Here is a 15080-nt window from a genome sequence, read left to right on the forward strand (position 1 = left end):
CGCGACTCTATACGGAATAAGGAACATCATGCACTTTGGACGTCATATTTCAGGACAATTTAACGTAGAGCTAGAATCGATTCGTACTCATGTATTAACCATGGGAGGCTTGGTAGAGCAGCAGCTTTCGTATGCTATTCAAGCCTTGCATAAAGAAGACATCGAACTGGCGCGTAAGGTTGTGCGTGACGATCATAAAGTGAATGCGATGGAAGTCTCGATCGATGACGCCTGTACACGCATTATTGCTAAGCGTCAGCCAACGGCAAAAGACTTGCGCTTAATCATGGCTATCATCAAAACGATCACGGATTTAGAACGCATCGGTGATGTGGCGACACGCATTGCTTACGTTGCCATTGAAAGCCCATCATCAAAAGAACGACAATTCCAAGTGTCGTTAGAGCCTCTCTGCCGTCAGGCAATTAATATGCTGCATCAGGTTTTAGATGCGTTTGCCCGCATGGATGTAGAAGCGGCAGCAGAGGTGCATAAACAAGATGACAAACTAGACGCCGAGTATGAAGCGGTGATTCGTCAGTTGATGACTTACATGATGGAAGATCCAAAAAATATCCCTAATATTCTTCAAGTGATGTGGTCGGCACGCGCGATTGAACGCGTGGGGGACCGCTGCCAGAACATCTGTGAATACATTATTTACTTCGTGAAAGGGAAAGATGTACGCCATCTAGGTGATCAAAGTATTGATGACGTACTGAAGTAACTGACTTCAATAAATAGACCAGCTTTTAGGCTGGTCTATTTATTAGAGAGAAGGAAAGCACGTCAATATTTATCAGGAACGAAGGTCTGATCATCAATGGGCGCTCTGACGTAACCTTCTTTATTGAGTTCAGGTAATTCGATGGGTGAGTACTCAAGTGCTTTGTAATCAATCTGGCTTAGTAAATGACTGATACAGTTCAAGCGCGCTTTCTTTTTGTCATCAGAAGGGACGACCCACCAAGGGCAGCTTTTCGTGTCTGTATAGGCAAACATCTTATCTTTTGCTTCCGAATACTCCGCCCAGCGATGACGTGACTCCAAATCCATGGGGCTGAATTTCCAACGTTTGATCGGCGTATTAATTCGACCTAGAAAACGTTTTTCCTGCTCTTCGTCTGAAACCGAAAACCAATACTTAATCAGAATAATCCCGGAGCGTTGCAACATTCTCTCGAATTCAGGGCAAGAGCGTAAAAACTCCTCGTATTCGTCTGGAGTACAGAACCCCATGACTTTTTCGACACCTGCTCGGTTATACCAACTTCGGTCAAATAAAACGATTTCACCAGCAGATGGTAAATGAGCGACGTAACGTTGGAAGTACCATTGCATTTTTTCTTTTTCTGTCGGTGCAGGCAGAGCCACTACGCGACAAACACGCGGGTTTAGCTTTTCTGTAATTCGCTTTATCACTCCGCCTTTGCCCGCAGCATCACGTCCTTCAAACAGAACCACCACTTTTAACCCTTTGTGTTTGACCCACTCTTGAAGTTTTACGAGCTCAACTTGAAGGTTTTTGAGCTCCTTTTCGTATTCCTTTTTCTTCAATTTAGACATACACCTTTCCTCACTCCTTGATAAACAATATGTTAGCACTCAAAAGCTATGCGCGTGAGGTTACGGTCGTCTATTTGAGAGCTGCTACGACATCGGTAATGGCTTGTGTACTTGTGATGGGGATTAAAAAATCATCGACATCGGATGCGCCCATTTTGCTTTGTTCAGCAACAAAGGTCATTTGGCTAGGGCGTGTGGTTTTGCCTGACAGATGGATTTCAGGAACTTGAGTGTCTTCTACTAGCTCACGTACGTTACTCGCATTAACGCCAGCCCCCGCCATGATTGCTATGCGCCCTTGGGCTTGATTAACCAAAGCTCTAAGCACATCGATCCCTTGTGGTGCTGAAGGCGCAAGACCGGAGGTTAAAATACGTTCACAACCTAAGCTGATCACTTCTTCCAAAGTTTTTTCAGCGTCACGACACTGGTCAAAGGCACGATGGAAGGTTACGCCTAAGCCAATCGCTTGAGCAAATTCACACAGCGCAGCCGAGTAAGGCATGTGGATATCCCCCTCTTGGGTGAGTACACCGAGAACCACACCATCCAAGCCCGATTGGTGAGCCGCTTCAATATCCCAACGCATCATTTCGATCTCTTCTTCATTGTAGAAGAAGTCACCTTGGCGTGGGCGGATCATGGCATAAACTGGAACACTAGAAAGCTTAGCCGCTTGCTGCATAAAGCCATAACTGGGTGTTAGTCCGCCTAAAGCCAAAGAGGAGCAAAGTTCAATCCGAGTGGCGCCGCCAGCAATGGCGTAGTGCAGAGATTCAATATTATCAATACAGACTTCTAGGTGAGTAACCACGTTCATTCATCCTGCTAACGTTACAAATAAGTGTTGTGGCTAAGATATTAACAGGGCCAGTAAGCAGAATCTGTATGGAGGGGATGATAAATAGAGGTAAAGTTTACGCTAAAGCGTTACCTCATTTTGGCGGTTTATCTGAAGGAAAAAGAAAGCCCAGAGCTGAGGCTCTGGGCTTTGATAGGACTTTACTTAGACTGATTGGCGTTTGCGGTTTTCCGCATTAGCTTTTTGCTTTATATACATCCAACCATCACACCCGTTGAGCTAGGGTGAAGGTCTATTATTTTTTGCCTAGGTCAGCTGCGTGCTCAGATAGGAACGCTGCAACACCTTTTGGAGATGCGTCCATACCTGCTTTACCTTCTTCCCATTGTGCAGGACATACTTCGCCGTGCTTCTGGTGGAAGTTAAGAGCGTCAACCATGCGTAGCATTTCGTCGATGTTACGGCCTAGTGGTAGGTCGTTAACTACTTGGTGACGTACAACGCCTTCTTCGTCGATTAGGAAAGAACCACGGAAAGCAACGCCTGCTTCTGGGTGCTCAACGTCGTAAGCTTTACAGATTTCGTGCTTAACGTCAGCAACTAGTGGGTACTTAACTTGACCGATACCGCCATCTTCGATAGCAGTGTTACGCCATGCGTTGTGAGAGAACTGAGAATCGATAGAAACACCGATTACTTCAACACCTTTAGCTTGGAAGTCAGCTAGACGGTTGTCGAATGCGATTAGCTCAGATGGGCAAACGAAAGTGAAATCTAGTGGGTAGAAGAATACTACTGCTTTCTTACCTTTAGTGAACTCTGCAAAGTTGAAGTTTTCAACGATTTCACCGTTACCTAGAACAGCTGCTGCAGTAAAATCAGGGGCTTGACGACCTACTAGTACCATTTTTTTGCTCCTAAAAAGTATGGTTAGCTCCAAACCGAATTCAGTTGTGTCGGTTTGGTTCGTGTTTGTACGAGACAAACTATAGTACAGATTGTAGTATTGAAAAAAGCGAAATAAATAGATTGAGTTAATCGAAAAAAACGATAATAACAAAACTCTTAACTCGATCACTGGAACGGCGGTAGATACAAATACAATTATGAATAAATGGCCCAGTTTGAAGCAGTTACACTATTTAGTCACACTGCATGAAACAAGACATTTTAGTGACGCTGCAGAGCGTTGTTTTGTCAGTCAGTCGACTTTAAGTAAGGGTATTCAAAACTTAGAGGAGTTGATTGGCTGTCCATTATATGAAAAGAAAGACAAGAAAAGTCCACTGGTTTTTACCCAAACAGGAGAAATGGTAGTAAAGCAGGGGCGAGAGCTGTTAGCAAAAGGGCAAGATTTGGTCGAGCTTGGACGTATGTGCCAAGGCGACGATATGCAAGGCCAGCTAAAAGTAGGATGCATACCAACAATTGCTCCGTTTTTACTGTGTGATTTGGTACAAGAGGTGAACTACCGTTTCCCACAACTGAACCTTTTATTAAGAGAAGACACGACGACAAACTTACTCCAAGCGCTCAGACATGGTGAGCTGGATGTGCTTATTTTAGCGTTACCAGTCGAAATTGATGGGATGGAAAGCCGAGTAGTGGGTAAGGATCCGTTTCGAATGGTTATAAGCGCTAATCAAGCCCAATCGGTCCCTGTGCCGATTCGTTACGCGGATTTACCTGACGAATCCGTCTTTCTACTAGAGAAAGAACATTGCTTAACGGAACATGCGGTATCAGCGTGTAAATTAACAGACAAAGAAAAAATCAATCCGTTTACGGCAACCAGCCTCCATACACTGGTGCAAATGGTTGCGAATGGTTTGGGAACAACGTTCATTCCTCAAATGGCTATCGACCATGGCTTGCTGCATAACCAGAATTTAGTCGTGATCGATCCTCCAGGTAAACAAGCTTATCGCGAAATCGGCTTAGTTTGGCGTCCGAGCTCGTCAAGAACGAAAACATTTAATCAACTTGCAGAAGTCGTTTCAGAGCTGCTTTAGCTATTAGTATTAGCCCTTACTTCTCCATTATTTATCTAAAAGCGCACTGGAAACAGTGCGCTTTCTAGTATTTTATTCTGTTGGTAAACTTTGACTTGTAAAATTTTACAGCTCTTCTTTGATGAAGCTTTCATAAAATAGTGAAATTTCACAATGTTAATTTTACACAAAGCCCTGCATACCTTGTTTGACCCCTGTTTAAATACATCTCTTCAGCCCTTGTGAATACAAGGTGTTTGTTTACCAGTCTATATTCATACGCTTGTTTGAAATGATAAAACGACTTTAAATTTAATGTAATTTTATTACGTAATAACTTACAAAATAAGGCGCTTGATAGATGGTTTTTACCTTGCGGAATAAAACTTTGAATTTTCTGTTTTGTTTATATTGGGGGTTTCACTAAACCCTTTGTTGATATAGCTTATTTAAAGGCCGATACGACTTATGTCTAGATTGAAAATACACGTAGCATTACGCAATCTATCGGTATGGCTAGACGAGTTGAACACAAAGTTAAAGGATGTAATTTGTTGTTCATAACTTACAAATGTAGCTTTACGCTGACTGCCCAAGATTGATAAAGCACGTTAAGGATGAATGATTATGCTTGCTCAGACAGAACAAAAAACACAACAACTAAAGCAAACCCAAGGCATGCTTGAGGTGAATGGAGTCGTTGCTCCAGAACATCAAGCAATTTTCCCTGTTGAAGCCCAAACCTTTTTATCTCTACTGTGTGAAAAATTTGCCGGACGTGTTGAACAGTTGCTGGAAGCAAGAGAAGAGAAGCAAGCACGTATTGATGCTGGTGAGCTACCAGATTTTCTACCAGAGACACAAGACATCCGTGAAGGAAGTTGGAAGATCCTAGGAATCCCACAAGATCTGCAAGATCGCCGTGTGGAGATTACCGGACCAACTGACCGCAAGATGGTGATTAACGCACTGAATGCGAATGTAAAAGTGTTCATGGCAGACTTCGAAGATTCAATGTCTCCTGCATGGAGTAAAGTGCTGGATGGTCAAATTAACTTGCGCGATGCTGTTAATGGCACCATCAGTTACACCAATCCTGGCAATGGCAAACATTATCAGCTGGAAGATGACCCAGCGGTGTTGATCTGCCGTGTTCGCGGCCTTCATTTAAAAGAAAAACACGTTACGTGGCACGGTCAGATCATTCCAGGTGCGCTATTCGATTTCGCTCTGTATTTCTATAACAACTACAAAGCGTTACTTCAAAAAGGCAGTGGCCCTTATTTCTACCTTCCAAAACTGCAATCGCATCACGAAGCGAAGTGGTGGAGCGAAGTGTTCCATTTCACCGAAGACTACTTCGGTTTGGATACAGGCACCATCAAAGCGACTGTGCTGATTGAAACCTTACCAGCGGTATTCGAAATGGACGAGATTCTGTTCTCGCTTAAAGAACACATCGTTGGTTTGAACTGTGGTCGCTGGGATTACATCTTTAGCTATATCAAAACATTGAAAAAACACTCAGACCGAGTACTGCCAGATCGCCAAGTGGTAACGATGGACAAGCCATTCTTAAACGCTTACTCGCGATTATTGGTACGTACTTGCCATAAACGAGGTGCTTTCGCGATGGGAGGAATGGCCGCATTTATCCCAGCTAAAGACCCGAAAGAGAATCAAAAAGTATTAGACAAGATCCAGACTGACAAATCGTTAGAAGCTAACAACGGCCACGACGGTACTTGGGTGGCTCATCCAGGTTTGGCTGACACTGCTATGGAAGTCTTTAGTGCTGTGCTGGGTGAACGCACCAACCAGTTGGATGTGAGCCGTGCAGAGGATGCGCCTATTACTGCAGCCGAACTGCTTGAGCCTTGTGAAGGCGAGCGCACTGAAGGCGGAATGCGCCACAATATTCGCGTTGCGCTGCAATACATCGAAGCTTGGATTTCTGGCAATGGTTGTGTGCCGATTTACGGACTGATGGAAGACGCTGCAACGGCAGAAATCTCACGCGCTTCTATCTGGCAATGGATTCAACACGGCAAGTCGCTAGACAACGGATTAAAGGTCACTAAAGAGCTGTTCGAGCTCTATCTAAAAGAAGAGATTGAAGTCGTGAAGCAAGAAATTGGCGAGCAGCGCTACCATGCGGGTCGATTTGAAGAAGCAGCAGACTTAATGGCAAGGCTCACGACGAGCGATGAACTGACCAACTTTTTGACAGTTCCTGGTTATGACTACCTGGATTAATAAAGAATAACTGTAACACCAATAACGTGAAGGATTTTCAAGGCAGATAGGGAAGTACTGCCTGAGAACGGAAACTCAACGCACACGCATAAAGTGCAAATTATAAAGAGGGATAGACCAATGACTAACTTAACTCGCCGCCAACAAATTGAAGCTCTGGAAAAAGACTGGGCAACTAACCCACGCTGGAAAAATGTGAAGCGTACTTACACTGCCGAGGAAGTGGTGGAACTGCGTGGCTCTATGGTGCCTGCAAACACAATTGCACAACGTGGTGCAGACAAACTTTGGTCACTGGTCAACGGTAGTGCGAAAAAAGGTTACGTAAACTGTCTTGGTGCGCTAACGGGTGGTCAAGCCGTTCAACAAGCTAAGGCAGGTATTGAAGCGATCTATCTGTCAGGCTGGCAGGTAGCGGCGGATAACAACACCGCTTCGACGATGTATCCAGACCAATCTCTTTACCCAGTAGATTCTGTACCGTCAGTAGTAAAGCGTATCAACAACTCATTCCGTCGTGCAGACCAAATTCAGTGGGCTGCTGGTAAGACGCCTGAAGATGAAGGTGGTATTGATTACTTCCTACCTATCGTAGCGGATGCTGAAGCGGGCTTTGGTGGTGTGCTTAACGCTTACGAACTAATGAAATCGATGATCGAAGCCGGTGCCGCGGGCGTTCACTTTGAAGACCAGTTAGCATCGGTGAAAAAGTGTGGTCATATGGGGGGTAAGGTATTAGTTCCTACGCAAGAAGCGGTACAAAAGCTCGTTGCAGCTCGTTTGGCTGCTGACGTAGCGGGAACAACAACATTAGTTATTGCTCGTACTGATGCGAATGCGGCGGATCTCATTACTTCAGATTGCGACCCATATGATAAAGACTTTATTGAAGGTGAGCGTACTCAAGAAGGTTTCTACCGCGTTCGCGCGGGTATCGACCAAGCGATTTCTCGCGGTCTGGCTTACGCACCATATGCAGACTTGATTTGGTGTGAAACGGCTACGCCATGTTTGGAAGAAGCACGTAAGTTTGCAGAAGCAATTCACGCTGAATACCCAGATCAATTGTTGGCGTACAACTGCTCGCCTTCATTCAACTGGGAGAAAAACCTAGATGCAGAAACCATTGCTAAGTTCCAACAAGAGCTTGCAGACATGGGCTACAAGTACCAATTCATCACGCTAGCAGGCATTCACAACATGTGGTTCAACATGTTTGAACTGGCACACGCTTACGCTCAAGGTGAAGGTATGCGTCATTATGTTGAGAAAGTTCAGCGTCCTGAATTCCAAGCAGCTGAAAAAGGCTATACGTTTGTTGCGCACCAACAAGAAGTAGGTACAGGTTACTTCGATAGAATGACCAATACTATCCAAGGTGGTAACTCTTCAGTGACAGCATTGACAGGTTCGACCGAAGAAGACCAATTCTAATTGGCAGAGAAACACTTCCTTAATCAGCGTCAGTAATGGCATTTTGAGCGGCAACCCTGCCGCTCTTTTTTCGTTTAACCGGTGTAAAAACGAAACTTACAACAAAGAGAATACGCTTGCGTACTACTCTTCCTGCTCGATTTCTTCAGGTTCCACTTCTTCTTGTAGTTCCAATAAGTTAATCGCAATCGTCACGAAGTCACTATCAGTAATAATGCCGACCAATCGACCTTTGGTGACAACAGGTAGACAGCCAACTTTATGCTTTTGCATATAGATAGCGCTCTCTTTGAGCCCCGCGATAGGCTCTGCCGTCATGATATTGGTGTGCATCATTTCGTAGAGCGGTGTGTCTAAAGTAAAAGATTGTTCAGCCTCATCTGGGTGCAAGCTCGATTCTTGAGCAGCAAGAATGTCGCGTTGAGTCACCAAGCCTTGTAAGTGGTTATTGGCATCAACAACCGGAATGTGTCGAATATCAAGCGCATCCATCATGCTTTTTGCATCACGCAAGGTGTGCGTGCGCAGTAAGGTATGAGGATTACGAGTCATCATGTCTTCAACCTTGATCATAGAGACCTCCAGCGGCATTGTCCTTCTCTTAAATATAGAGAATATTTTTCTGTATATCTGGGAGCTAACTCGTTTTTCATCAATTAAATAGCACAATGCTGATGGGCTGCGTAATCTGTGTTTTATTGGTGTTTTTATTAATTTGAATAAGTCGGTTTGTGTGCGAGTCAGTTGGCATTTTTAGTTGATATTGAATGTGTTCCCAAGGTAATCCAATGAATTGAATCGCACATTTTTATTCGCTGGATTTTCCAAGATTCTTCTCTCGAAGAAGATACGTCCAGGCTTACCAAATTGAAGACAGCAACCTAGATGAAACGAACAACGTGTAACAAACTTATTGCGCTGGCAGTGGCGGCATTCAGTGTGCCATCAACACAGGCGATTGTGTTAGGAGATGAACAAACCGATCCTGTTGACCGCGTTACTTTGCGAGCAAGTAATATGGCAGAGTTTCCGCTGTGTGGTGGAACGATGCTGACAGAGCAATGGGTACTGACTGCGGCGCACTGTGTGGTGATGGGACAAGGAACCAATGAAGCAACCTACTATGTGACCCCGCCGGGTGAGCTGTCGGTGAATGCGAATGTGTATGAACTTAATTCTGCAGGGCTTGATAACTTCTATCCGGTGTCTCACGTTGTGGTTCATCCGGATTACACTCGGATTTCAAAAGCTGAGACCGACAGTAATGGCAACGTGAAACCTATCCAAACCGGTTTAGATTCAGACATCGCGTTGCTGTATCTCACGCGCCCAGTGGCAAACGCGAGCTTTGCTGACCTAGCGAGTAAAGTTGACATGGAGAGTATCGAAGCCCGTTTGGTGGCGGATTGGAACGATAATTACCTGACCAATCAACGTGTCGAAAATGTGCAAGTGTTTGGATGGGGGGCTACTCAGCCGGATGCTTCTGAACCTTCTAATACGCTCAAAACCACCATTAGCACATTTTTACCCATCGACAAATGTTATGAGCGTTTAGAAATTGGCAGCAGTTTTCCGGGGATCATTGATTCAAGAGACAACCAAACCAAAATTTGTACGCTACCAACACAAAACCATGTATTGGAGCCAGATAGCCATACTCAATATGGCAACTCTGCATGTAAAGGTGACAGTGGTGGCCCGTTGGTCGATGTGGCGACCGGCAAACAAATTGGTATTGTTAGTGGCGGCCCCCTTATTCTACCAACGTGTGGCTCTTTGACGATCCCAAGTTTCTACACCAAGGTGAGCCACTATTACGACTGGGTACAGTCTTACATCACTGCCGATGCGCCACCAAGTCGTTACATCATTGCGCCGAATTTTATCAAAAGTGGTGACAATAAAGAGTGTCACGATGGCATTGCGACCAATAACTGTGATTTCAAAGGCTCAGATGATGAAGGTGGCAGTCTAGGGTTTTGGTTATTGGGTTTATTCGTGCCGTTATTCTTGTGGCGAAAGCGTGAGGTTTGATAGGGCGATTGGAATGCCAAACTAATATAAGCAGCGGTATACGCTGCTTTGCTTTTTTCATGTTCTCTCTTTTGGGCTCAAATTAAAAATAGTGCCAAGTAATCGAGGCTTTTCACGTTTTATTACACTCTTCACCATGGCTTTTACTGCTATATTCTGGTGATTTGCTTGCTATTGCAGCATGTAAACATATACTAGTCTGCTGCGAAAAACTCGTCGCAATTTTATCGTCGCCTAGACGTGATTTGACCAATAGATAAGACAAGTAACATGCAAGTATCAGATTTCCATTTCGACCTTCCAGATGAACTCATCGCTCGCTACCCTCAACCAGAGCGTACCGCTAGCCGACTGCTGCAAATGGACGGCAATACCGGAGAGCTCATTGATGGCACATTTACTGATGTATTGGGCCAAGTTCAACCCGGCGACCTAGTGGTGTTTAATAATACTCGTGTTATTCCTGCTCGTCTTTTTGGCCGCAAGGAATCGGGCGGTAAATTAGAAGTGCTGGTGGAGCGTATGTTGGATGAGAAAAGCATCCTCGCGCACGTTCGTTGCTCTAAATCACCAAAACCAGGTACAACCATTATTGTTGGCGAGAATGATGAATATTCAGCAGAAATGGTTGCACGCCATGATGCTTTATTTGAACTGAAATTTAGTTCTGATAAGACGGTACTAGAAATTCTGGAAGAAATCGGCCATATGCCGCTTCCTCCTTACATCGACCGTCCAGACGAAGATGCAGATAAAGAGCGTTACCAAACGGTATATAATCAAAAGCCAGGTGCGGTTGCGGCACCGACGGCGGGCCTTCACTTTGATGATGTTCTCTTGGAGAAAATCAAAGCGAAAGGTGCAGAGTTTGCTTACGTTACTTTGCACGTTGGGGCGGGTACATTCCAGCCAGTAAAAGTGGAAAATATCAACGATCACCACATGCATGCCGAGTACGTAGAAGTACCACAAGAAGTCGTCGAAGCAATTAAAGCGACGAAAGCGCGTGGCGGACGAATTATTGCTGTTGGTACCACATCTGTGCGTTCACTTGAAAGTGCAGCGCAAGACGCATTGCAAAAAGGGACTGAGCTGGCCCCATTCTTTGGCGATACAGAAATCTTTATTTTCCCTGGTTACGAATATCAGTTGGTGGATTGCTTGATCACAAACTTCCACTTGCCTGAATCAACACTGATCATGTTGGTGAGTGCATTTGCTGGATACGAGAACACCATGAATGCTTACAAACATGCGGTGGAAAACAAATACCGTTTCTTCTCGTATGGCGATTCAATGTTCATCAAGAAGAAAACGGCGTAGTTAAAAATAGATTTACGAGTGCTAGCAGTAAGCTAGGAAATAAAGCATCCATTGCTTTGTCTCTCGCAAGGAAAAGCGACCGCTCCTTAAAGTAGGGTAGAGCCCTAAACACTCAGTCAGACTGTTTCTCTGACATCCGGAGGCATCGTGAAATTAAAATTCGATCTTAAGAAGAAAAACGGCAATGCACGTCGTGGTCAACTGACTTTCGAACGCGGCACTGTTCAAACTCCTGCGTTCATGCCAGTAGGTACTTACGGTACCGTTAAAGGTATGACACCAGAAGAAGTAAAAGGTACTGGTGCAGAAATTCTGCTAGGTAATACGTTCCACCTATGGCTACGTCCTGGTCAAGAAGTGATGAAAATGCACGGTGACCTGCACGATTTTATGAACTGGCACGGTCCTATTCTTACTGATTCAGGCGGCTTCCAAGTATTCAGCCTTGGTAAGATGCGTACGATCACTGAAGAGGGTGTTCACTTTCGTAACCCAGTAAACGGTGACAAGATTTTCATGGACGCAGAAAAGTCGATGGAAATTCAAAAAGACCTGGGCTCTGACATCGTCATGATTTTTGACGAGTGTACGCCTTACCCAGCGACACACGATGAAGCAAAGAAATCGATGGAAATGTCATTACGCTGGGCACAGCGTTCACGTGACCATTTCGAGAAGCTAGAAAACCCGAACAACCTATTTGGTATTGTTCAAGGTGGTGTTTACGAAGATTTACGTGATGTGTCGGTAAAAGGTCTAACGGAAATCGGTTTTGACGGTTACGCGGTTGGTGGTTTGGCAGTAGGTGAGCCTAAAGAAGACATGCACCGTATTCTTGAGCATACTTGTCCTCAACTTCCTGAAGACAAACCTCGCTACTTGATGGGCGTAGGTAAGCCAGAAGACTTGGTTGAAGGTGTTCGTCGTGGTATCGACATGTTTGACTGTGTAATGCCAACGCGTAACGCACGTAATGGTCACTTATTTGTGACTGGTGGTGTGATCAAGATCCGTAATGCGAAACATAAAACGGATACAACACCATTGGATCCGCATTGTGACTGTTACACTTGTCAAAACTACAGCAAGTCGTACCTTCACCATTTAGAGCGTTGTAATGAAATCTTAGGCGCTCGCTTGAATACAATCCATAACCTGCGTTACTACCAGCGTCTGATGGAAAGCATTCGTAAAGCAATTGATGAAGATCGCTTCGATGAATTTGTTACTGAGTTCTATGAGCGTCGTGGCCGTGAAGTGCCACCACTAGCAAAAGAGCAGTAATTGAAAAACTAAAAGAATTAAAGCCTTTGGCATGTCGCCAGAGGCTTTTGCTAATAAAGTAGGCTAACGCACGTTATTTTTGAGAGAGCGATCTCTATTAGTTACTCTCAGACTTGAATCTAAAATGCGAAAGCCCAATTTGTTTGATTATCAATAAAATATAATGAGGATGTTTTAATGTTTATTTCTCAGGCTCACGCAGCAGCAGAAGGCGCGCCAGCAGGCGGTGGTTTTGAAATGCTAATCATGCTTGGCATGTTCGCAGTGATCTTTTACTTCATGATTTACCGCCCACAAGCGAAACGCGTAAAAGAACACAAAAACCTAATGGCTTCTATGGGCAAAGGCGACGAAGTTTTAACTAGCGGTGGCCTAGTGGGTAAAATCACTAAGATTGCTGAAGACAATGACTACATTTCAATTGAGCTTAACGCGAACAATGAAGTAGTAATCAAGAAAGACTTCATCACTGCAGTGCTACCAAAAGGTACGCTTAAGTCTCTATAAAACAGCTAAAGGATCCTCGCTGTGCTAAACCGTTATCCATTATGGAAGTACTTGATGGTGCTTTTTGCCATCATCACCGCTGCGTTATACGCACTTCCAAATATCTACGGTGAAGATCCGGCTATTCAAGTTACAGGGGCGCGTGGCGCCTCTGTAGATATGTCAACGCTGGATGCTGTCACTACTGCTCTTAACAAAGAGCAACTTTCTCATAAATCCATTGCTCTCGAAGATGGATCAATTCTTGTTCGTTTTAACGACACTGACACACAAATCAGTGCTCGTGATGTCATCAGCGAAGCGCTAGGCAAAGACACAATTGTTGCACTTAACCTTGCACCTTCTACACCCGATTGGCTAGAAGCGATTGGCGCGTCACCATTGAAGCTAGGTCTTGATCTTCGCGGTGGTGTTCACTTCTTAATGGAAGTGGATATGGATGCAGCGATGGAAAAGCTTGTTGGTCAACAAGAAGAAGCTTTCCGTAGCGAACTTCGTGACGCCAAGATTCGTTACCGTGCAATCCGCCCTTCTGGAAAAGAAGCGGTAGAAGTGTTGTTGCGTAACGAAGAGCAATTAGCAGAAGCGAAAGCAACGCTAGAAAAGAATCACCCGGACATGATTTTTGTCGATTCTGATTCAAATGGCCGTTACGCTCTTACTGCCACCTTTACTGAGCAACGTTTACAAGAGATCCGTAACTATGCTGTTGAGCAAAACATTACGATTTTACGTAATCGTGTCAACGAACTAGGTGTTGCGGAACCATTGGTTCAACGTCAAGGTGCTAGTCGCATTGTGGTTGAACTGCCTGGTGTTCAAGACACTGCTCGTGCAAAAGAAATTCTCGGAGCTACGGCAACGCTTGAATTCCGTGAAGTTGATGATAAAGCTGACCTATCGGCAGCGGCAAATGGTCGTGCGCCAGCAGGTAGTGAAATCAAGATGGACCGTGATGGTCGCCCAGTTGTGCTTAAGAAGCGCGTTATTCTTGGCGGTCAAAGCATCACAGATGCAAGCTCAAGTGTTGATGAATATGGTCGTCCACAAGTTAACATCTCGCTAGACAGCGAAGGTGGTAATAAGATGTCTGCGTTCTCTAAGAAGAACATTGGTAAGCTAATGGCTACCGTGTTTGCAGAATACAAAGACAGTGGCCGTCGTACGCCTGAAGGCAAAGTTATTCTGGATAAGCATGAAGAAGTCATCAACCAAGCAACGATTCAATCGGCTCTTGGTCGTAACTTCCGTATTACAGGTATCGACTCTGCTGCAGAAGCACACAACCTAGCACTTCTACTACGTGCTGGTGCACTGATTGCACCTATCTCTATCGTTGAAGAACGTACCATTGGTCCATCAATGGGCCAGCAAAACATCGATATGGGTATCCAAGCATGTATCTGGGGTATGGTTGCCGTAATGCTATTTACGCTGCTTTACTACCGCGGCTTTGGTTTGATTGCAAACATCGCTCTAATGGCAAACTTGGTGCTTATCATTGGTGTTATGTCGATGATTCCAGGCGCTACCATGACGCTTCCGGGGATAGCCGGTATCGTGTTAACAGTCGGTATGGCGGTTGATGCGAACGTACTGATCTTCGAGCGTATCCGTGAAGAAATTCGTGATGGACGCAGTCCACAACAAGCGATTCACCAAGGTTACGCGAATGCATTCAGCACGATTGCTGATGCGAACATCACAACACTAATTACCGCAATCATTCTATTTGCGGTCGGTACAGGTGCGGTGAAAGGTTTCGCAGTTACTCTATCTATCGGTATCTTAACTTCAATGTTCACCGCCATTATTGGTACACGTTGTATCGTGAACCTGATCTACGGTGGCAAACGCGTTGATAAATTGTCGATCTAAGG

At 44.8% G+C, this 15080-nt stretch carries 13 protein-coding genes; 9 read left to right on the forward strand and 4 right to left on the reverse strand.

Annotation, left to right across the window (positions count from 1 at the left end; genetic code table 11):
* Positions 1-28 precede the first annotated feature (28 nt).
* Positions 29-727, forward strand: a complete 699-nt coding sequence (gene phoU / locus KI742_RS16440; RefSeq protein WP_005381744.1) for a phosphate signaling complex protein PhoU — start codon at positions 29-31, stop codon at positions 725-727.
* Between the two features lie 62 nt (positions 728-789).
* Here phoU and ppk2 read toward each other — a convergent pair whose 3' ends face one another.
* From ppk2 to KI742_RS16455, 3 genes are all read right to left on the reverse strand, one after another.
* The gene (gene ppk2 / locus KI742_RS16445; protein ID WP_238843516.1) at positions 790-1566 is read right to left on the reverse strand and encodes a polyphosphate kinase 2; all 777 of its coding nucleotides are present in this window, start codon (positions 1564-1566) and stop codon (positions 790-792) included.
* 70 nt (positions 1567-1636) lie between these two features.
* Entirely contained in the window at positions 1637-2380 is a 744-nt protein-coding gene (locus KI742_RS16450; RefSeq protein ID WP_373417457.1) for a copper homeostasis protein CutC, read from the reverse strand.
* A gap of 283 nt (positions 2381-2663) precedes the next feature.
* Positions 2664-3275, reverse strand: a complete 612-nt coding sequence (locus tag KI742_RS16455) for a peroxiredoxin C (protein ID WP_005381738.1) — start codon at positions 3273-3275, stop codon at positions 2664-2666.
* A gap of 199 nt (positions 3276-3474) precedes the next feature.
* Between KI742_RS16455 and KI742_RS16460 the strand changes: the two genes are divergently transcribed.
* The 3 genes from KI742_RS16460 (at position 3475) to aceA (ending at position 8049) form a co-directional block, all read left to right on the forward strand.
* On the forward strand, positions 3475-4380 hold the full coding sequence (locus KI742_RS16460; RefSeq protein ID WP_005383681.1) for a hydrogen peroxide-inducible genes activator: 906 nt from the start codon (positions 3475-3477) through the stop codon (positions 4378-4380).
* 606 nt (positions 4381-4986) lie between these two features.
* Entirely contained in the window at positions 4987-6615 is a 1629-nt protein-coding gene (gene aceB / locus KI742_RS16465; RefSeq protein ID WP_017820561.1) for a malate synthase A, read from the forward strand.
* A 120-nt stretch (positions 6616-6735) separates the two neighbouring features.
* Positions 6736-8049 carry an isocitrate lyase gene (gene aceA / locus KI742_RS16470; protein ID WP_005381733.1) on the forward strand — a complete coding sequence of 438 codons (1314 nt, stop codon included), beginning with the start codon at positions 6736-6738 and terminating at the stop codon, positions 8047-8049.
* Between the two features lie 123 nt (positions 8050-8172).
* On the opposite strand, the gene KI742_RS16475 is transcribed toward aceA, so the two are convergent.
* On the reverse strand, positions 8173-8622 hold the full coding sequence (locus tag KI742_RS16475; protein ID WP_017820562.1) for a CBS domain-containing protein: 450 nt from the start codon (positions 8620-8622) through the stop codon (positions 8173-8175).
* Between the two features lie 312 nt (positions 8623-8934).
* Between KI742_RS16475 and KI742_RS16480 the strand changes: the two genes are divergently transcribed.
* The 5 genes from KI742_RS16480 to secD all read left to right on the forward strand — a co-directional run bounded on the left by KI742_RS16480 (position 8935) and on the right by secD (position 15078).
* A complete protein-coding gene (locus KI742_RS16480; RefSeq protein WP_239932527.1) occupies positions 8935-10086 on the forward strand; it encodes a trypsin-like serine protease in 1152 nt (383 codons plus the stop codon).
* Positions 10087-10356: 270 nt separating this feature from the next.
* Entirely contained in the window at positions 10357-11409 is a 1053-nt protein-coding gene (gene queA / locus KI742_RS16485) for a tRNA preQ1(34) S-adenosylmethionine ribosyltransferase-isomerase QueA (protein WP_005381728.1), read from the forward strand.
* Between the two features lie 147 nt (positions 11410-11556).
* Positions 11557-12693, forward strand: a complete 1137-nt coding sequence (gene tgt, locus KI742_RS16490) for a tRNA guanosine(34) transglycosylase Tgt (RefSeq protein WP_005381727.1) — start codon at positions 11557-11559, stop codon at positions 12691-12693.
* A 177-nt stretch (positions 12694-12870) separates the two neighbouring features.
* Positions 12871-13200 (forward strand): preprotein translocase subunit YajC, encoded by a 330-nt coding sequence (gene yajC, locus KI742_RS16495; RefSeq protein ID WP_005381725.1) that lies wholly within the window; start codon positions 12871-12873, stop codon positions 13198-13200.
* A gap of 21 nt (positions 13201-13221) precedes the next feature.
* A complete protein-coding gene (gene secD, locus KI742_RS16500; RefSeq protein ID WP_005381724.1) occupies positions 13222-15078 on the forward strand; it encodes a protein translocase subunit SecD in 1857 nt (618 codons plus the stop codon).
* Positions 15079-15080: the final 2 nt, after the last annotated feature.

This window comes from Vibrio sp. D417a (assembly GCF_030248595.1).
GTDB lineage: Bacteria > Pseudomonadota > Gammaproteobacteria > Enterobacterales > Vibrionaceae > Vibrio > Vibrio alginolyticus.